The sequence below is a fragment of the uncultured Psychrobacillus sp. genome (assembly GCF_938022135.1).
Classification (GTDB): Bacteria; Bacillota; Bacilli; order Bacillales_A; family Planococcaceae; genus Psychrobacillus.
In genome coordinates, this window is the sequence record NZ_CALIED010000020.1 from 142,921 (window position 1) to 161,023 (window position 18,103).

Consider the following 18,103-nt stretch of genomic DNA (forward strand, 5'->3'; position numbering starts at 1 on the left):
TTTTTTTAGTTCGTGTTATCAATCAATTTCTTGACTAGTGTTTGAAGCTGTTGAATCTCTTGATCGGTAAATCCATTAAATAATTCGTCTATGAATTCATTTTTACCTAAATCACAGTCTTCCAAAGTAGCGATACCAGTTTCCGTGATTTGGACAATGACTTCTCTATTATTTTGCTTATTACGATTGCGAACGACAAAGTTTTTCTCTTCAAGTATTTTTAAATGTCTTGTGATTGCCCCTTGATCTATTTTCAACGTTTGCTGTAGCTCTATTTGGGAAAGCTGTGCGCGTTCAAATATGGTGTTCAGCATTTCATATCTAGTTAGGCTAATACCTGTCTTCTTTTCAAAGTTTTGAGCTATGCGCCTATCCAAACTTTTAAGCATAAGTAATGTTTGTTTTATTTCTTTAAAGGACTTAGCCATCTTTCCACTCCTAACAGACTGAACTCTTGACCAGTCAACTGTTGATTCGTCAATTATAATTTATTAAAATAATTAATCAAGTATTTTGATTCGCACAAAAAAACTGACGACCATGTTAGTTAGTAGCTAACAAATAGTCGTACAGTTTTAGTTCATACTTATTTTGCATTGCGCTCTAGCATTTCTTCCTTTGTATAGATAATGCGCATCGGATTGCCTCCAACAAAGCAGCCCTCTGGTACGTCCGCATTTACTAATGTTGCCGCAGAAATAATGGCATCGTTACCGATTGTTACTCCAGGCAAAATCGTAGAATTCGCACCTATTAAAACACGATCTCCGATAATAACATCACCTATTCGGTATTCATTGATTAAATATTCATGTGCTAAAATCGTTGTGTTATAGCCGATAATCGTATTGTTCCCCACTTTAATCCTTTCAGGGAACATCACATCGACCATGACCATTAAAGCAAAGGAGGTTTCTTTGCCGACCTCCATACGAAGAAAGGTACGGTAAAAAAAGTTTTTCCAGCTTAAGAAAGGAGAATATCTCGCAGCTTGAATAAAAATAAAGTTTTTAATGACCTTCCAAAACGGCACGGTATCGTATACATGCCAAAGTGAATTCGCACCTTTTACAGGAAATCTCTCGGTTTTCCTCATAGCAGCTGTCCTTTTTTAATAGAAAGTAAGTCATTTATATGATGGAGCATGTACGTTGGATTGTATGTGGACAAGAAATCCTCGCCTTTTATAGACCAAGCGACCCCAGCTGTATCAACTCCAGCATTTTGTCCGCCCACTATATCATGAAAATTATCTCCTATCATAAGGGCATCCTCTTTTGAGACATTCAAATGCTCTAAAGCAAGTAATATTGGTTCTGGATCTGGCTTTGTACGAGAAACATCTTCCAATCCAACAATCGTGTCAAATAATGACTGACACCCCATCAGCTGAAGTCCTCTATCAATCATTTCTCTTCTTTTAGTCGAAACGATTGCTAGCTTATAGCCGTCATTCTTTAATTTATGAAGCGTTTCGACAACTCCATCGAATGGTGCAACCATTTGGTCATGATGCTCCAAGTTCCATTCTCTGTATGACAAAATGAGCGAATCAGTTTGCGTAGGATCAATCGCTTCACAGGTTTCCTGAAGGGACGGTCCTAAGAAAGGAATGACTGAGTCTCGATCATATTTCCCAGGAAATTTATCTCCTAAAATATGTAAATAACTTTCAATAATGAGCTCATTGGTATCTAATAACGTGCCATCAAAATCAAAAAGCAAAGCCTTGTATGTTACTTCGTTCATGTCGTAAGCACTTCCTTGGTTTTTTTCTGTTCTGATTTACGCCAAATATAAGCGACAATAATCGTCAAGACAAAAGCCGTGATTAGTCGAATGAGCAAGAGCGGTAAAATTGGAATACCTAATGGAACAAAGATTAACGTATCCTCTACTACGGCATGACAGGCTACTAGGAAGATAAAGGCTAATGTCGCATCCTTCTTACTAACACCGTCCTCCTGAACTGCCTGAATCATTACTCCGGCACCATAAGCCAGACCAATAACTAGACCAGCCACTAGAGTCATAGATGCATTTGGCTGCACCCCAATTACTTTTGTGAATGGTGCAAGCTTCTCTGAAAACTTTTGTAAATAGTTTCGATCTTTTAAGAATTGAATAATCACCATTAGTGGGATGACGATTAGCGCAAGCTGCAACACACCAAAGGTAGCCTTTTGAAGACCAAGTAATATGATCTCAAGCCAGCCATCTGGTACACTTTGCGTAGCTGTAACTACTCCATACTTAGCCACTTCGCCTCCGCCCTGCCACACTAGGTTAATAATAACTGCCGAAACTATTGCAAGCCCAAAACGGACGAGTAATACGACCCACAGCTTCACTCCAACCTTTAGTGCCACTCCTGTTTCAATGAAAATATTGTGGGAGAACGATAACATGGTTGCTAATATAAATACTTCTTTTACAGTTAACTCTAATGACAAAATTCCTGCTATACCTGCATACAGATTTAAGGCATTACCTAAAACAAGAGGAATAGCCGCTTCCCCTCGCAAGCCAATCAAACCCATAAATGGTTCTATAAATTGTATAATCCACGGCAAAACAGGCGTATATTGCAAAATAACTACGATTAATGTAATTGGAAAGATAACCTTGCTTAATGTCCATGTTGTCTTTAGACCAGCGGACAATCCCCTTTTAAGAGTTCCCATTTCCATACTCGATCCCATCTTTCTTACTTATCTTGATAACGCACCACTGGCTTAACCATTTTTCTTCTATAAATAAATATAATAACCGCGACTGCAATCGTCACTAGTGATACTACTTGTGCAGTACGCAAATCTCCTATTAAATAAAGACTATCCGTACGCATTCCCTCAATAAAGAAACGTCCCACCGAATACCACGTTAAATAGAAGAGGAACATCTCTCCACGGCGAAGGTTTACCTTACGAAGCAGCAATAGAATAATGACACCAATCAGGTTCCAAACAGACTCATAAAGGAACGTTGGGTGATAATACTTTCCGTCGATATACATTTGCTCTATGATCCAATTAGGAAGGAATAGATTTTCTAAGAAGGTTCTTGTTACCTCTCCTCCATGTGCCTCCTGGTTCATAAAGTTACCCCAACGACCGACTAGCTGACCGATTAGAATACTTGGAGCTAATATGTCCGTAACCTTCCAAAATGAGCTCTTTCTTTTTTTCGTAAAGAAGTAAGCGGTTAAAAACGATCCAATTAAGGCACCATGAATCGCTATTCCACCCTCCCATATTTTTATAATATTCTCCGGGTGCTGACTATAGATATCCCATTTAAAAATTACATAGTAAATACGTGCACTAATAATAGCGATTGGAACGGCCCAAATTAGTAAATCAGTTAAATAATCAGGGTGAAACCCTCTTTTCACCATTTCACGCTGCCCGACTATAAAAGCAAGCACAATTCCAAACGCAATAATTATTCCGTACCATCTTACTTCTAGCGGCCCTAAGGAAAAAGCGACCGGGTCAATTGCTTGTAGAATATTCATAAAAACTCCTTTCCACTATGTACATCATTTAAAATTCTCCATTTTGGCTTATTACATCATCTAGCCGCTTTGCAAAATCCTCCGCTGCATTTACACCCATTCTTTTCAATCGGTGATTCATAGCTGCAACCTCGATGATAACTGCTAAGTTTCGCCCAGGACGGACTGGCACTGTGAGTTTAGTCACTGCGGTGTTGATAATCTCCATCTTCTCTTCCTCGAGACCTAGTCTGTCATAGCTTTTCTTTTCATCCCAGATTTCTAGCTCAATCACAAGCGTAATTCGCTTATAGCTGCGAATGGCACTAGCGCCAAACAACGTCATAATATCTATTATACCTAATCCACGAATTTCCAAAAGATGCTCTATTAACTTTGGAGCACTTCCTACTAAAGTGTCCTCGCCCTCCTGCCTAATTTCCACGCAATCATCGGCTACTAATCGGTGGCCCCTCTTCACTAATTCAAGTGCCGTTTCGCTCTTACCTACACCACTTTTTCCTGTGATCAATACACCTACTCCGTAAATATCAACCAATACTCCATGAACGGCAGTAGTCGGAGCTAGCATACTCTCCAAATAATTTGTCAGCAAGCTTGAGAATCTAGTGGTCGGCATACTAGTAGTAAGAACAGGGACTGATTTCTCGTTAGATGCTATAATTAGCTCATTAGGAACTTCCATGCCATGGGCAACAATAATAACTGGTGTATCCTGTGCACAAAGCTTCGTCATCCGATCTGTTCTCTCTTTCGGCTTTAGTAATTCAAAAAAAGAAACCTCTGTTTTCCCCAATAGCTGAATTCGATCGGAAGGATAGTGCATAAAGTAACCAGCCATTTCTATACCAGGTCTTGAAATATCACTGATAGAAATGTGTCGTCCAATACCCTCTTGTCCGCTAACTAAGGACAAATTAAATTTCTCTTGTATATCTTTACTCGTCACATGAGACACATTTCCCACTCCTTTAACCTCTGATAAACTTAGTTCTTATTTTAGCATGAATAAACATTTAATTAGTATCCATTTATCTTTTCTCTACCTATTTATTAATTAAAAGGAGGAAGTTTAATGAAGATTATTTTAGATGCAGGTCATGGCCCTAACACCGCAGGAAAAAGAACGCCAGATGGAAAGATGAAGGAATATGAGTTTAACAGCACAGTCACGAGATTAATAAAGAAGGAGCTAGATCGCTTCGGAATAATAGTAATTTTTAGTCATTCTGACGAGAAAGACGTGCCTTTACGAGAACGAACCTCCCTTGCCAACAAATTAAAAGTGCAAGCCTTTATCTCCGTCCATGCTAATGCTTATGGTTCAAACTGGAACGATGTTAATGGTATAGAAACCTTCACTTACACAAAGCCTTCTGCCGATTCTGTCATACTTGCCAAGCATATTCAGGAATCTCTCTGCACCGCTGTGGAAAGGAAAGATCGAGGGGTTAAAAAGAAGGATCTAGCTGTTTTACGAGATACGAACATGCCAGCTGTTCTAGTGGAATGCGGATTCATGACTAACCAAGAGGAAGCAAGACTACTACAAACGGATGATTACCGTTTAAAATGTGCTACTGGAATTGCAACAGGCATAAAACTTTGGGTTAAAAAGTTTCAATTAGAAGAGGTATAGGGGTGCTCCCTATACCTCTTCTTTGTTCAGCCTATGTGCCGCTCAGCAATGCTTTTTTAAAATTTCCACTTATTATTAGTTGGTTTCTAACAATAGAGATTAGCGATTGAGCATATGGAAAATTTATCTATACATGGAACTTATATTTACTTAAGGTCGTATATAATTAAAAGACTGAGGGAGTGAATGGTTTGAAGAAACTATTAGTATTAGGATTTTTAGTCAGTTTGATTTTAACTGCTTGTAGTTCATCCACATTGAGCTTTAGTGAAATTGAAAGTGTTCCGGATCATGTGCAAGACAAAGTGGACTCCAGCTTAACCCTTCAATCCATCACCAATGATGCAGAGGGTAAATATATTGTTTTTCATTCAAGCGGAAATGTTGAGTCAGATTTAGATATTCAAGGAGATATAGTCACTATACAGTTCAATGTAACTAATCTGGATGATGTTGTTAAGCAGCATACCTATTATTTTACATCAGACCCGAAGCATGATGTATTAGATGTAACAGTGAATGGTGAATCAATACCTTTTGATAATGCTACAATTGACTAAATCGAATATTTATTTTAATTTTTCCATGCCATTTAGGGTATTCAGCTATTAATCCCTGTATTTTGAATTCCTATTATAGTATTCATTCTTAACAAAGGGGGGTTAGATAAGTTGAATCAAGTAGTAGCAAAGATTATCTATTTTGTATTTACCATATTTATTTTCACCATACTTTGGAGACTTATGGGCTTATTTTGGAATGCTTTTGTGCCTTGGAATGTCCAAACTGACCTATTAACCATTTTTGTTGTAACCCCAGGGCTTATAGCTGTGTCGTTTATTTTATCGAGTTTATCTTTTAAAGTTATAAGAAGCTCTAAATAATATTAGAATTCTTCAAGTTATTATTGGACTAGCTTCCTTGGTAAAGAGAGTCATTTTTTAATTAGTAAGCACTGTCGATTGGAGTGGAGAGCGGCGACTCCAGCGGGAATAGCGCGAGCTGAAGACCCTGGACTGAGCGCAGCGAGGGAGTTTCAAGGAGGGAAAACTAAGGTCGTCACATCGTGTGACAACGTTTTCCTGACCAACATCCTGTTGGCCTAAGCCGTGCTCGCGGAAAGCGTCCGCTCACAACGAAAATCAACATTTCTATCTTTATCTCAATTTAAAAGAAAAAAACTGTAGGCAAGCACCAAATTCATGGCGTTTATCTACAGTCTAAAGACCAAATCCTAATCGATTTGGTCTTTCTTTTTTATGCTTCTGTTGTATATCTTACTACTACGGATCCTGTTTTAGCGTCTCCATATATTCTTAACGGCTCTTTTTCAGAGTCAACAACCTTTGTGAAAGCAACACGTTTATTGAGCACTTGCTCTGACTGGTTTATTTGAGTTACATCTGTAAGCTGTACATCGATACGACCTAGCTGAGTAGTAGTCTCACCTTTTAAGGAAATATCTTTAGGCACATAGATTTCTACCGTGCCAGCTACAGCTGTCCCTTCAATTTTACGAGCCTCTTTGTCTTTCGTTGTTAAAATAACATGTCCACTAACGGATGAACCTTCAATTTCCTTCAGTTTACCATCTACATAAATGCGGCCATTCATTGTTTCTACTTCTACAGTATCACCTTCGACATGTTGAAGCTGAACAGAGCCATTTACTGTTTCTATATCTGCACGATGGAACTTACTGTTTTCTAATTCAACCTTACCATTTGTTGTTTTAATCTTGAATGTATTAGCCTCTAGATTTTGTGCTACAAAATCACCGTTAAACAAACGAGCAGAAATATGGTTATACTCTTTTTCTGGAACAAACAAAGCTACTTGTACGGAAATAGTTTTCATATCGCTATAAACGCGTAGCTTGTTTCCTTCAGTAGTAAATATAAACTCTTCTTGGAATCTCTTTCTTGCCTCTTCCTCTGTAGAGTTCTTAAAGGATTTGACTTTCACCGTAGCATGAGCAAATGGCTCCTCCGATGGAAAGATGTTCACTTTACCATTTGTAAGGTTAATCGAGATATCGTCAAATTGCACATCTTGTTTTACAAACTTCTCTTCAAAAGTAACAGGATCATTGAATTTCATTTCAAACTCGAAATCCTTCATTTTATCTACAGTCCCTTGCATGAACTGCATAAAACGATCTCCTACCATTGTAAAATCACGTTTTAAGTCCTCGATAAAATCTGCGCTACCTTGTTTGACTTGCTCTGTTTTTTTCTCTTCTTCAAACTTTTGAGTATTTACTTGGGGAGTTACAATTGTTGCTTGCTTACCTAGCTCTTCTAAAAGTGCCAGTGCTTCCTGTGCAGTAATCGTGCCGTTTTCAACCATATCCAAAATACGTTTACGCTCTTCTTGCATAGTTAAAGGCCTCCTCATAAATTTAAAAGTATATTACAAATATCTTCCTACTAGTTATACGTTCTGTGAGCCAAAAGGTTTCACTTACGTTTTTTTAGGCTTTAACTTTTTGTTGTTGCTTTATTAATGCCTTCTTCCATTCTTTTACGATCTCGCTCTAAAATAGGCTTTAAATAGTTTCCAGTATAAGAGCCTTTTGCTTCTGCAATTTTCTCGGGTGTCCCTGTTGCTAAAATGGTTCCGCCCTTGTCTCCACCCTCAGGCCCCAAATCGATTAAGTGATCTGCCGTCTTAATCACATCTAGGTTATGCTCAATCACTAAAACTGTGTCTCCATTTTCAACTAAGCGTTGTAACACGCCAAGCAGTCTCGCTATATCATCTACATGTAATCCAGTAGTTGGTTCGTCTAGAATATAAAATGACTTACCATTAGAACGCTTATGCAGCTCCGATGCTAGCTTCACTCGTTGTGCTTCTCCACCTGAAAGAGTAGTAGCTGGTTGTCCCAGCTCCATGTATCCCAAACCTACATCAAAGATTGTTTGGATCTTGCGACTTATTTTTGGATGATTTTCAAAGAATGCTAAAGCATCCTCAACCGTCATCTTCAAAATGTCTGCAATACTTTTTCCTTTATACAATACTTCAAGTGTTTCCCGGTTGTATCGTTTTCCATGACAAACCTCACAAGGTACATAGACATCTGGTAAAAAGTGCATCTCTATTTTGATAATACCGTCTCCGCGACAGGCTTCACAACGTCCACCTTTTATATTGAAGCTAAAGCGCCCCTTTTTATATCCTCGAATTTTCGCCTCGTTTGTTGAGGCAAAGAGATCTCTTATATCGTCAAATACCCCTGTATAAGTTGCAGGATTCGAACGAGGAGTGCGCCCAATAGGAGACTGATCGATTTCAATTACCTTATCAAGCATTTCAATTCCTTCTATTGTTTTATGTGCACCTGGCTTCGTTCTAGCTCGATTAATTTGATGTGCCAATGATTTATAAAGAATCTCATTCACCAATGTACTTTTTCCTGATCCGGATACCCCTGTGACTGCTGTAAATACTCCTAACGGGATATCGACACTCACATTCTTCAGGTTATTTTCAGTAGCACCTTTAATCTTGATATAACGACCATCTGGCTTTCTTCGTTCAATAGGTAGCGGAATATACTTTTTACCACTTAAGTATTGTCCAGTTAGTGAATTACTATCTTTCATTACTTCCTCTGGTGTTCCAGCTGCAACAATTTCCCCACCGTGGACACCAGCACCTGGTCCCACATCGATTAAATAGTCTGCTGCCATCATCGTGTCCTCATCGTGCTCAACTACGATTAACGTATTTCCTATATCTCTCATATCCTTGAGTGTTGCAACTAAGCGATCATTGTCCCTTTGGTGGAGACCAATAGAAGGCTCATCCAGAATATAAAGTACACCCGTAAGCCTTGAGCCTATTTGAGTTGCTAATCGAATGCGTTGAGCCTCACCCCCAGATAATGTTCCAGATGCGCGATTAAGCGTCAGGTAATTTAACCCTACATTATCAAGGAAGCTCAGACGTTCATCAATTTCTCTTAAAACTAGTCGAGCTATTTGCATATCCTTCTCTGATAGCTTTAATTCCTTAAAGAACTTATATGCTTCTTCGATGGAAAACTCAGATACTTGCCCGATATGCATAGAATCCACTTTTACGGCCATTGTTTCTTCTTTTAAACGATATCCCTTACAAGTAGGACAGTCATGCTCTGCCATATACTTTTCCATTTGTTCACGTGTGTAGTTGGAAGATGTATCTCTATAACGTCTTTCTATATTTGCAAGCACGCCTTCAAATTGAATTAGATTATCTCTCATTTGGCCGTATTCGTTTTGGTAACGGAAACGAATTTTGTCCTTACCCGAACCGTACATAATTTTGTTCCATTGATCAATTGGTAACTTTTCGACTGGTACATTCATTTTTATTTTGTAATGCTTGCACACTGCCTCTAGTAGCTTCGGATAATATTGAGAGCTAGTTGGCTGCCATGCGACAATGGCGCCTTCTTCTAAAGTTAAGCTTTTATCTGGAACGACTATATCCGGGTCAACCTCTAATTTGACACCTAATCCATCACAATCGTTACATGCACCAAATGGACTGTTAAATGAAAACATTCTAGGCTCTAGCTCTCCAATCGAAAAACCACAAATTGGACATGCATGATGCTCACTAAATAGCAGCTCCTCTTGCTCCATTACATCTATTAAAACTCGTCCATCTCCAAGTCTCAATGCGGATTCTAAGGAATCGCTTATTCGTGCAGCAATCCCTTCTTTTATAACAATTCGGTCGATGACTACTTCAATATTATGCTTCTTATTTTTGTCTAAAGTTATATCGTCATCTAAGTCTATTAAATCTCCATTAATGCGAACACGTACGTATCCTTGCTTTTTCATGTCCTCAAGCAATTTCACATGTGTCCCTTTGCGTCCAGAAACAATCGGGGCAAGAATTTGCATTTTTGTTCTTTCCGGATATTCAATGAGTCTATCAACCATTTGCTCGATTGTTTGGGAGGAAATCTCTATCCCATGTTTTGGACAAATCGGTTTCCCTACGCGAGCATATAATAATCGCATATAATCATAAATTTCCGTAACTGTTGCGACAGTAGATCTTGGATTCTTACTTGTTGTTTTTTGATCGATTGAAATAGCAGGAGACAGACCCTCTATAGAATCCACATCTGGCTTATCCATTTGGCCAAGAAATTGTCTTGCATAGGCTGACAAGGATTCGACATAACGTCTTTGCCCTTCCGCATAGATCGTATCAAAAGCTAATGATGACTTACCAGAACCAGATAAACCTGTCATGACGACAAGCTTATCTCTTGGTATTTTAATACTTATATCTTTTAAATTATTTGTTCGAGCACCTTGAATATTAATTTCTTGGTTTTTCACCAATCATCATCCTTCCAGCTTGAGCTCTAGAATTGCGTCACGTAATTCAGCAGCTCGTTCAAAGTTAAGCGCTTTTGCAGCATCTTTCATCTCTTTTTCGAGTTTGTCTAATAGTTTACCCTTTTCTTCCTTCGTTAAGACTTTTCCGCTAGTTAATTGCTGTACATAGCTTTCTTCGTCTTCCGCCACTTGAGAGGCTCGTATTACTTCTCTAATTTTCTTCTCAATCGTTTTAGGTGTGATGCCATGCTTTTCGTTATATTCCATTTGAATGGTACGACGACGCTTCGTTTCACTAATGGCCTTTGTCATAGAATCTGTCATTTTATCGGCATACATAATAACTTCACCGTTAGAGTTTCGGGCAGCTCGCCCAATAGTTTGTATTAATGAACGCTCTGAACGTAGGAAGCCTTCTTTATCCGCATCCAAAATAGCGACCAGTGAAACCTCAGGTAAGTCTAATCCTTCTCGCAATAGGTTAATTCCTATCAGGACATCATACGTTCCTAAACGAAGCTCTCGAATAATCTCAATTCGCTCTAATGTTTTTATCTCTGAGTGCAGATATTGTACTTTTATACCAATTTCCTTTAAGTAATCCGTTAAATCCTCGGACATTTTCTTTGTTAAAGTTGTTATTAAGACTCGTTCATTCTTAGCAGATCGTTCATATATTTCATTAATTAAATCATCTATTTGTCCTTCAATCGGCTTCACTGTAATAATAGGATCTAATAATCCCGTAGGTCGGATAATCTGCTCGACCATTTCTGGTGTATGCTCTAATTCGTATGGTCCCGGAGTTGCGGATACATAAATAGCCTGGTTCACATGCCCCTCAAATTCCTGGAAAGTGAGCGGACGGTTATCTAATGCAGAAGGTAACCGGAAACCATGATTTACTAGCACAGATTTCCGCGCCTGGTCTCCATTAAACATTCCTCTAACCTGTGGTAATGAAACGTGGCTTTCATCTACTACCAGTAAGAAATCCTTCGGAAAATAATCTAATAATGTATAAGGGGTTGCTCCCGCTTGTCTTAACGTCAAGTGGCGCGAGTAATTTTCGATCCCTGAACAGAAGCCCATTTCCTCCATCATTTCTAAATCATAATTCGTTCGCTGCTCGAGTCTTTGAGCTTCTAACAATTTATCCTCACTTCGAAGAATAGTAAGCTGCTCCTCTAATTCCTGACGAATATTATTTATGGCTATTTTCATCTTTTCTTCTCGTGTTACGAAGTGGGATGCTGGGAAAATAGCTACATGATCCCGTTCACCCAATATTTCTCCTGTTAACGCATCCACTTCTCGAATCCGATCTATTTCATCACCAAAAAATTCTACCCTTAGACATCTCTCATCACGAGAGGCAGGGAAAATTTCCACTACATCTCCACGAACTCGAAATGTTCCACGAGTAAAATTAATATCGTTTCGTTCATATTGCACATCCACTAGCTTTCTTAATAGCTGGTTTCGATCAATTTCCATGCCAACTCTTAGTGACACAACCATTTCTTTATATTCCTCTGGATTTCCGAGTCCATAAATACAGGAAACAGAAGCGATAATAATGACATCCTTACGTTCGAATAATGAAGAAGTGGCTGAATGTCGCAATTTATCAATTTCTTCATTAATGCTAGAATCTTTTTCTATATACGTATCCGTTTGTGGCACATATGCCTCTGGTTGAAAGTAGTCATAATAGCTGACAAAGTATTCTACTGCATTGTTAGGAAAGAATTCCTTGAACTCACTATATAGCTGCCCTGCAAGTGTCTTGTTATGGGCCATGACAAGGGTTGGTTTATTAATTTGTTGGATTACGTTTGAAATAGTAAAGGTTTTACCAGTACCTGTGGCCCCTAGTAATGTTTGATGCTTTTTGCCCTCATTTACTCCTTTTACTAGCTCTTTTATTGCTTCTATTTGATCCCCTGCTGGCTCATACGGAGATTGTAAATCAAAAATTTGTTCCATATGTATGCCTCCCGTATTCTTATTAAATTTAGTTTAACATAATCATTTTTCTAACACTATTAAAACGAACATACGTTTTTAAAATAAATTTTCAGAGTAGGTTCAACCTTTGTCGTATCAACGATTTAGTGGTAAAAATCTCTTCCTATCTATTACTACCCTCTTTTACAGAAAAAGCTACATTTTATCTTGCAAAAATATAAGAATGTTAGTTTTTTAACATCAAAAGAATAGACTTTTTATCAAAACTAAAAGCAGTTCAAATTTCACTCATTGTAAAATTTGAACTGCTTTATTTTTATATTTTCTTCATAGCCGTTGTTTTTATTAAGTTCGCCGCCTTATCTCCGAACTACTTTTTTGAAAGACATTTACCCAAATTAAATGCAAAAAGTGAGATTGCATATCGCAATCTCACTTTTTGGGGGCATGATTAGATTATCTCAGCCCCATCCTCAACATATATTAACTATTAATTCCTCACGAATTCCCGGCCCATTAGCAACTTAATTTTTCAGATGAAGTAACACGTTCGTGTACTCGTTAAATGCTTCTTTATCCTTGCGATCCAATGCCTCGTCAATTAAACCCATTAGCCGAAAACTTCTCTGCTCCCGGTGGACAACATTTAAAAACATATCAAGATAAATCTCGTTTAACAACTTTTCTGCAGAGCTTTCTTTCCCTGTTTGTCCCATTGCTTTCATAAAATCTGTATATGAATATTGTTTGTCCATTTCAATCACCCCGATGCCTTTTTTATATTATATAAAAGCTTAAGGCTAGTTGCAATCATTTTGAGAAAATTTAGATTATACAGTAAATAGAAGTATTTTTTAATTTTTAGATACATTAGCTTGATTTATTTCCAAAATTAACTATAATTTAAATTATAATATACTAAGGAGTGAAATTTTCTGACTAATAAAATTGAAAATAAATCCCATCTTATCTCCTTCGAAACCGCGTTACTTCAACCTTCTGTAGTAAATAACAAAGTTTACACGAAAGTTACTAATTTTTCTGGTGAAACCTCCATGGTAAGTAAAAAGCCATACGAAATCGTTCGTTATTCCTGCTCCTTCTACGGTTCTTCCTTTCAACACGCAGTAAACCTTTCCCGAGAAACGATTGGCAACTATTTTAAGCTACCAATCATACTAGCTCATGACTTTGGATCACCTTGTATATGGATTCCGGTTCTTTCTCCAAAATCAGATTTAAATATATGGTTTTCCTATCAGGCCATCGAAACTTTTTACCCAAATAAAAAGGGATCTACCGTTGTTCTTTCTAATGGGGATACCATTGATGTTCCTGTTTCGCCTAACACTATGAATCGTCAAGTGGCGTATGCCAACATATTAAGCACCCAATTCCTAAAACGAATGAGCCATCTTTTAAACAACGGATATGCCACCTCTAGACAAGCATCTATGCGTAAAAACATTCGCAACTGATTAGGTAATGGTTAAGTACATAGAAAGCAGTTCTTCTACGCGGTTACGAAGACGGACGTTCAGATAACGACGGTGCTCCTCGTATCCTCCATGAAAAAACACGTACTCTGTGAACATATCATCTCCTTCTCCTCTAATCACTTTCATACTATGCCTTCTCATGTAGACATGTGTGTCTTTTAGCTCTTTTTGAACTTGCTTTGCTGCTCCTTCTACGAGAGTCAAATAAGGTCTGTTTAATTTGAATGGGGCTTTTTCAATAATGGTTCGATCCTTTTCCAAGATGGTAAATACCATGGGAAGATAAATCATTTTTTCGAAATATGGAATTGCCTCTTCTGGTATTAAGGGCATCTTCATTCACCTTTCTTTTAAAAGAACATTTGTTCTTATATTTTACAACTTTTAAAAGAAAATGCAATGGAAAGAAAAGAACTTCAATCAAAAAACTGCCAATCCTAAGAATGGCAGTTTAATTACTGTGTTACTATGTCAGTTGCCCACTTACGAGCTTCCTTATAAAAATTATTAAGACTTGGAAAATCGATTTCTAGATTATTAGCTCCTTCGAGCATATCGTTCCAACGAACTTCATCATAGGCAATGGTTAAATCTAAGAAAGGCGTCATCTCTGTGCTGGACCCAACCAAAGTAGCCGCTACATCATCAGAAAGAGGTAACTCTTTAACTAGCTGATCCATCTTCTTATGTAAGATGGTGTCCATTAGAGAGAACATGCCTACTAATAAATATTCAGAGGAATTTGTCAGGTTTTTCTGTTTAGCAAGTAGCTCACAAAATTTCGCTCTAAATAAGGATGCTTCTACAATAGCTAGTCCATCCCCTTTGTAGTTTTGATGTACCTCTCGCAGTAACAAGACATGAAGCCAATAATTAATCTCCTCCAGCCCTAACATTAAAACACCCTGTTTAATCGAGCGAACCTTGGAACGTGGTCGAGCAACTGGAGAATTGACCATTTTTAACACTTTAAAGGTCAAGGAAACGTCTCTCTCTATTTCTAACGCAATTTCATCCATAGAAGCTTCTTCCTTGCGTAAAAGATTGATCAGTCTAATATATTGCACTACGTTAGCAGGTATATCAGTGGCCTTAATAATTTCAGGCTTAGCAAAGAAGTAGCCTTGGAACAATTTATAGCCAGCAGATTTAGCTTCGTAAAAATCTTCTCGTGTTTCAACCTTTTCAGCTAGCAGTACAATGTTGGGATAGTTGGTTTGGACAATTTTCTCGACCGATTTTCTCTCTTCCACTGTAGTGGCAAGAAAATCTATCTTAATAAAGCTAACTAAGCTAAACAGTTCATCATAATAGTCAACATTTTGTTTTAAAACAAAATCATCCAGTGCAAGAAGAAAGCCCATTGCTTTTATTTGTCTAATTTGTTTAATAAGACGGGGAGTTATCGTAATATTTTCTAGTATCTCTACTACTATCCTGTTAGATGGGAACTTTCTTAGTACCGCCTTATCCAGAAGGTTTTCAGTGAAATTAATAAAGCATAGCTTATCGCCTGCAATTTCATTTATTCCTATGGTCAGAAATGAATGTGTCAGCACATCAATCGTTGCCATATCAGCATCCACGTCAGGGAAAGAATTGTCTTCATTATTCCTATAAAGCAATTCATATCCATATAATGACTCGTTCATATTAAAAATTGGCTGCCTTGCAATAAAAATCTCCATTTAATTTCCTCATGTTCTTAAGAAATGTAATTGATACTATTGTATCAAAGATAAGGATGAAAAACGACCTATTTTTTCCTTTGATGACAGGATTATCATAAAATGATATGTTTAATAGTGAAGAATTTTAGCGTATTAGGGGGAGATATAATGGAAACTATTACTTATGAACAACAGGGGAATATTGGAATTGTCACATTAAACCGACCTACAGCTTTGAACGCTTTCAACTATGAAATGTTATGTGAATTAGGAGAAATTGCAGAATCGATCCGTATCAATCCGGACATTAGAGTAGTAATCTTTACTGGATCTGGTGAAAAATCGTTTAGTGTTGGAGCAGATTTGAAAGAACGCCGAACGTTAACTGAACAAAGAGTCAAACGTAATATATATAAAATAGGTGAAGTATTCTCTTTAGTCGAAAGCTTACCTCAGCCAACGATTGCCATGTTAAATGGTTATGCGTTTGGTGGAGGGACAGAGCTAGCGCTTGCATGTGATTTCCGTATTGCAGCAGACGATATACAATTGGGACTAACTGAAACAAGCCTCGCAATTATCCCGGGCGCAGGAGGTACACAACGTTTACCTCGCCTCATTGGGGAATCCAAAGCTTTAGAGTTAATCTTAACTGCTAAACGATTGACGGCTCATGAAGCCTTTACGTATGGACTTTTAACTAAAATTGCGAGTCGAGAAACATTAAAGCAAGAAACGGAAAGCTTCGCAGCACTTATGTTAGCAAACGGACCAATTGCACTTCAACAAGCCAAGTTTGCTGTCAAACAAGGGATGAATGTGGACTTGCAAACTGGTTTACAAATTGAACGTAAGGCGTATGAAATTACGATTCCGACAGAGGATCGAGTAGAGGCATTGAATGCATTTAGTGAAAAAAGAAAACCTGTATTTAAAGGGAAATAATTTCAAAAGGAGGATGTTGTGAATAGTTCACGACCATCCTCCTTTTTAACCTTAGCTATGTTAATGCTAAAGGTGACTTATAATACACATAAACATGAGCTAGGATATTTTCTCCTCGCTCATTTTACTTTGATATTATTTTTGGCTTACGTACCTCGTTCGTGTACTCATTCCGCAATCGAGCGCTATTACCGAACGCTCATTAAATAGTTTTACTTGAAATGATGAAAGATTGCATTCTTTGGCATAAATTTTTTAAACATTATAATTTCTTTTTCAGAAGGATTTTCTATATTAATTTCAGAGCCCCAATGTGATGATTCAAAGAAACAATTACCATTATATTTCAAAAAAAGTGAAAACCATTTTATTTCTCCATTCTGACTTAAACTCTCTTGTAAAATGAAATTAATTATTTTTTTGTTTATATCCCCTTGAAAACAGACCATTTTCATAGGGTGCAAATCAATTTTTTCAAGATTAGTTTTCAAACTTAATTCTTCAATTGTTTCAACTTCTTCATTCCACACATGGAATTCTATAAAATTTGCAGATGTTATGAAATAATCAATTAAAGAAAACCAGTAATTATAACTTTGGAAATCAACATTACTTTCTGTTAAATTAATGTTGATAAATAAATTATTCTTCATCCAATCCCACCCCATTTACTAATGTCTACATAAGTAAAACATCTTTCTTCAACTATCCTGTGGCGCTACTATCCTGTTTTCTGATCCATCTAGAATTCTTTTTATATTTTGTCGATGAAGAATGATGATCGATACGCTTATTAATAGAGAAAGTCCTATGATAACTTTATCTTCAAATATTAGACTGTAAACAAATAAAGCTATACAAGCTAACATTGAACTTAGTGATACATACTTTGTTAATACCAAAGTTAGCACAAACACAAGAAAACCAACAAAAACACCTAAAGGGGTTAAAAATAAAAAAACTCCAGTTGCTGTCGCAACAGCTTTTCCACCTTTAAAACTAGCAAACACAGAAAATACGTGACCTAATATAGCTAATAAGCCACATACAATTGGATTAATAGTAGAACTTAGTATTAGGGGAAGAAAACAAGCAAGTGTGCCTTTTAATATATCAGCAATTGCAACAATTACTCCTGCTTTAATGCCTAAAACTCTGTAAGCATTAGTTGCACCAAGATTACCACTACCATAATCACGAATATCTTTCTTATATAATATTTTACCGACGATTAAAGCAAATGAAATGGAACCGATTAAATAACTTAAAATCAGAGTTAAAATGTTCAAAGTAATGTTATCTCCCCACTCAGTTTGTTATTTAAGTATTTCTCTTTGTTGTATACTTTTTCCTTCAAACCTTTCGGCTATGTTAATGCTAAAGGTGGACTTAAAATACATATAAAATGAGCTGGATATTTTCCAAGTTCATTTTTATTTGGTTCTTTTATTTTACTAAAGCCCACATTACAGAATATAGGTAATTTTAAACAATTTTACTCCATTTAAAAT

Annotated in this window: 19 protein-coding genes; 5 read left to right on the forward strand and 14 right to left on the reverse strand. The window is 37.2% G+C overall.

Translation table 11 applies throughout. From position 1 onward, the window contains the following. Window positions 1-5: 5 nt before the first annotated feature. The 6 genes from Q0371_RS05190 to hprK form a co-directional block, all read right to left on the reverse strand. Complete coding sequence (locus Q0371_RS05190) at window positions 6-428, reverse strand: MarR family transcriptional regulator (RefSeq protein WP_169359719.1); 423 nt, start codon at window positions 426-428, stop codon at window positions 6-8. A 158-nt stretch (window positions 429-586) separates the two neighbouring features. Next, window positions 587-1,096 carry an acyltransferase gene (locus tag Q0371_RS05195; protein WP_298469080.1) on the reverse strand — a complete coding sequence of 170 codons (510 nt, stop codon included), beginning with the start codon at window positions 1,094-1,096 and terminating at the stop codon, window positions 587-589. Then, the gene (gene ppaX / locus Q0371_RS05200; protein ID WP_298469083.1) at window positions 1,093-1,749 is read right to left on the reverse strand and encodes a pyrophosphatase PpaX; all 657 of its coding nucleotides are present in this window, start codon (window positions 1,747-1,749) and stop codon (window positions 1,093-1,095) included. The genes Q0371_RS05195 and ppaX overlap by 4 nt, the downstream gene beginning before the upstream one ends. After that, complete coding sequence (locus Q0371_RS05205) at window positions 1,746-2,684, reverse strand: nucleoside recognition domain-containing protein (RefSeq protein WP_169359768.1); 939 nt, start codon at window positions 2,682-2,684, stop codon at window positions 1,746-1,748. Before Q0371_RS05205 ends, ppaX begins: the two co-directional genes overlap by 4 nt. 23 nt (window positions 2,685-2,707) lie before the next feature. After that, complete coding sequence (gene lgt, locus Q0371_RS05210; protein ID WP_298469086.1) at window positions 2,708-3,517, reverse strand: prolipoprotein diacylglyceryl transferase; 810 nt, start codon at window positions 3,515-3,517, stop codon at window positions 2,708-2,710. Between the two features lie 28 nt (window positions 3,518-3,545). Further along, window positions 3,546-4,475: an HPr(Ser) kinase/phosphatase gene (gene hprK / locus Q0371_RS05215; protein WP_169359723.1), complete on the reverse strand. Its 930-nt coding sequence runs from the start codon at window positions 4,473-4,475 to the stop codon at window positions 3,546-3,548. 117 nt (window positions 4,476-4,592) lie between these two features. Here hprK and Q0371_RS05220 point away from each other — a divergent pair, with 117 nt between their 5' ends. From Q0371_RS05220 to Q0371_RS05230, 3 genes are all read left to right on the forward strand, one after another. Then, window positions 4,593-5,156: an N-acetylmuramoyl-L-alanine amidase gene (locus Q0371_RS05220; RefSeq protein WP_298469088.1), complete on the forward strand. Its 564-nt coding sequence runs from the start codon at window positions 4,593-4,595 to the stop codon at window positions 5,154-5,156. 191 nt (window positions 5,157-5,347) lie between these two features. Then, entirely contained in the window at window positions 5,348-5,716 is a 369-nt protein-coding gene (locus Q0371_RS05225) for a peptidylprolyl isomerase (RefSeq protein WP_298469091.1), read from the forward strand. A 111-nt stretch (window positions 5,717-5,827) separates the two neighbouring features. Continuing rightward, the gene (locus Q0371_RS05230; RefSeq protein ID WP_298469093.1) at window positions 5,828-6,040 is read left to right on the forward strand and encodes a hypothetical protein; all 213 of its coding nucleotides are present in this window, start codon (window positions 5,828-5,830) and stop codon (window positions 6,038-6,040) included. Window positions 6,041-6,413: 373 nt separating this feature from the next. On the opposite strand, the gene Q0371_RS05235 is transcribed toward Q0371_RS05230, so the two are convergent. The 4 genes from Q0371_RS05235 to Q0371_RS05250 form a co-directional block, all read right to left on the reverse strand. Beyond that, window positions 6,414-7,535 carry a DUF4097 family beta strand repeat-containing protein gene (locus tag Q0371_RS05235; protein ID WP_169359727.1) on the reverse strand — a complete coding sequence of 374 codons (1,122 nt, stop codon included), beginning with the start codon at window positions 7,533-7,535 and terminating at the stop codon, window positions 6,414-6,416. 101 nt (window positions 7,536-7,636) lie between these two features. Then, a complete protein-coding gene (gene uvrA, locus Q0371_RS05240; protein WP_169359728.1) occupies window positions 7,637-10,507 on the reverse strand; it encodes an excinuclease ABC subunit UvrA in 2,871 nt (956 codons plus the stop codon). A gap of 6 nt (window positions 10,508-10,513) precedes the next feature. Next, entirely contained in the window at window positions 10,514-12,496 is a 1,983-nt protein-coding gene (uvrB, locus tag Q0371_RS05245) for an excinuclease ABC subunit UvrB (protein WP_298469097.1), read from the reverse strand. Between the two features lie 506 nt (window positions 12,497-13,002). Then, window positions 13,003-13,233 (reverse strand): IDEAL domain-containing protein, encoded by a 231-nt coding sequence (locus Q0371_RS05250; RefSeq protein ID WP_169359730.1) that lies wholly within the window; start codon window positions 13,231-13,233, stop codon window positions 13,003-13,005. A 213-nt stretch (window positions 13,234-13,446) separates the two neighbouring features. On the opposite strand from Q0371_RS05250, the gene Q0371_RS05255 reads away from it, so the two are divergent. Beyond that, window positions 13,447-13,956 carry a competence protein ComK gene (locus Q0371_RS05255; RefSeq protein ID WP_251555870.1) on the forward strand — a complete coding sequence of 170 codons (510 nt, stop codon included), beginning with the start codon at window positions 13,447-13,449 and terminating at the stop codon, window positions 13,954-13,956. On the opposite strand, the gene Q0371_RS05260 is transcribed toward Q0371_RS05255, so the two are convergent. Together Q0371_RS05260 and Q0371_RS05265 are read right to left on the reverse strand one after the other, a co-directional pair. Beyond that, window positions 13,957-14,310, reverse strand: a complete 354-nt coding sequence (locus tag Q0371_RS05260; protein WP_169359731.1) for a hypothetical protein — start codon at window positions 14,308-14,310, stop codon at window positions 13,957-13,959. A 122-nt stretch (window positions 14,311-14,432) separates the two neighbouring features. Next, on the reverse strand, window positions 14,433-15,665 hold the full coding sequence (locus Q0371_RS05265) for an HDOD domain-containing protein (protein WP_298469101.1): 1,233 nt from the start codon (window positions 15,663-15,665) through the stop codon (window positions 14,433-14,435). Between the two features lie 150 nt (window positions 15,666-15,815). Here Q0371_RS05265 and Q0371_RS05270 point away from each other — a divergent pair, with 150 nt between their 5' ends. Continuing rightward, window positions 15,816-16,592: an enoyl-CoA hydratase-related protein gene (locus tag Q0371_RS05270; RefSeq protein ID WP_298469103.1), complete on the forward strand. Its 777-nt coding sequence runs from the start codon at window positions 15,816-15,818 to the stop codon at window positions 16,590-16,592. A 212-nt stretch (window positions 16,593-16,804) separates the two neighbouring features. On the opposite strand, the gene Q0371_RS05275 is transcribed toward Q0371_RS05270, so the two are convergent. Together Q0371_RS05275 and plsY are read right to left on the reverse strand one after the other, a co-directional pair. Next, window positions 16,805-17,245: a hypothetical protein gene (locus Q0371_RS05275; protein ID WP_298469105.1), complete on the reverse strand. Its 441-nt coding sequence runs from the start codon at window positions 17,243-17,245 to the stop codon at window positions 16,805-16,807. A 48-nt stretch (window positions 17,246-17,293) separates the two neighbouring features. Then, on the reverse strand, window positions 17,294-17,881 hold the full coding sequence (plsY, locus tag Q0371_RS05280; protein ID WP_169359735.1) for a glycerol-3-phosphate 1-O-acyltransferase PlsY: 588 nt from the start codon (window positions 17,879-17,881) through the stop codon (window positions 17,294-17,296). Between the last annotated feature and the right edge of the window lie 222 nt (window positions 17,882-18,103).

Bases quoted from the DNA above. Each gene is read 5' to 3' on its own strand.
- Q0371_RS05190 (WP_169359719.1), bottom strand. From the start codon at position 428: ATGGCTAAGTCCTTTAAAGAAATAAAACAAACATTACTTATGCTTAAA.
- Q0371_RS05195 (WP_298469080.1), bottom strand. From the start codon at position 1,096: ATGAGGAAAACCGAGAGATTTCCTGTAAAAGGTGCGAATTCACTTTGG.
- ppaX (WP_298469083.1), bottom strand. From the start codon at position 1,749: ATGAACGAAGTAACATACAAGGCTTTGCTTTTTGATTTTGATGGCACG.
- Q0371_RS05205 (WP_169359768.1), bottom strand. From the start codon at position 2,684: ATGGGAACTCTTAAAAGGGGATTGTCCGCTGGTCTAAAGACAACATGG.
- lgt (WP_298469086.1), bottom strand. From the start codon at position 3,517: ATGAATATTCTACAAGCAATTGACCCGGTCGCTTTTTCCTTAGGGCCG.
- Q0371_RS05220 (WP_298469088.1), top strand. From the start codon at position 4,593: ATGAAGATTATTTTAGATGCAGGTCATGGCCCTAACACCGCAGGAAAA.
- Q0371_RS05235 (WP_169359727.1), bottom strand. From the start codon at position 7,535: ATGCAAGAAGAGCGTAAACGTATTTTGGATATGGTTGAAAACGGCACG.
- uvrB (WP_298469097.1), bottom strand. From the start codon at position 12,496: ATGGAACAAATTTTTGATTTACAATCTCCGTATGAGCCAGCAGGGGAT.
- Q0371_RS05250 (WP_169359730.1), bottom strand. From the start codon at position 13,233: ATGGACAAACAATATTCATATACAGATTTTATGAAAGCAATGGGACAA.
- Q0371_RS05260 (WP_169359731.1), bottom strand. From the start codon at position 14,310: ATGCCCTTAATACCAGAAGAGGCAATTCCATATTTCGAAAAAATGATT.
- Q0371_RS05265 (WP_298469101.1), bottom strand. From the start codon at position 15,665: ATGGAGATTTTTATTGCAAGGCAGCCAATTTTTAATATGAACGAGTCA.
- Q0371_RS05270 (WP_298469103.1), top strand. From the start codon at position 15,816: ATGGAAACTATTACTTATGAACAACAGGGGAATATTGGAATTGTCACA.
- Q0371_RS05275 (WP_298469105.1), bottom strand. From the start codon at position 17,245: ATGAAGAATAATTTATTTATCAACATTAATTTAACAGAAAGTAATGTT.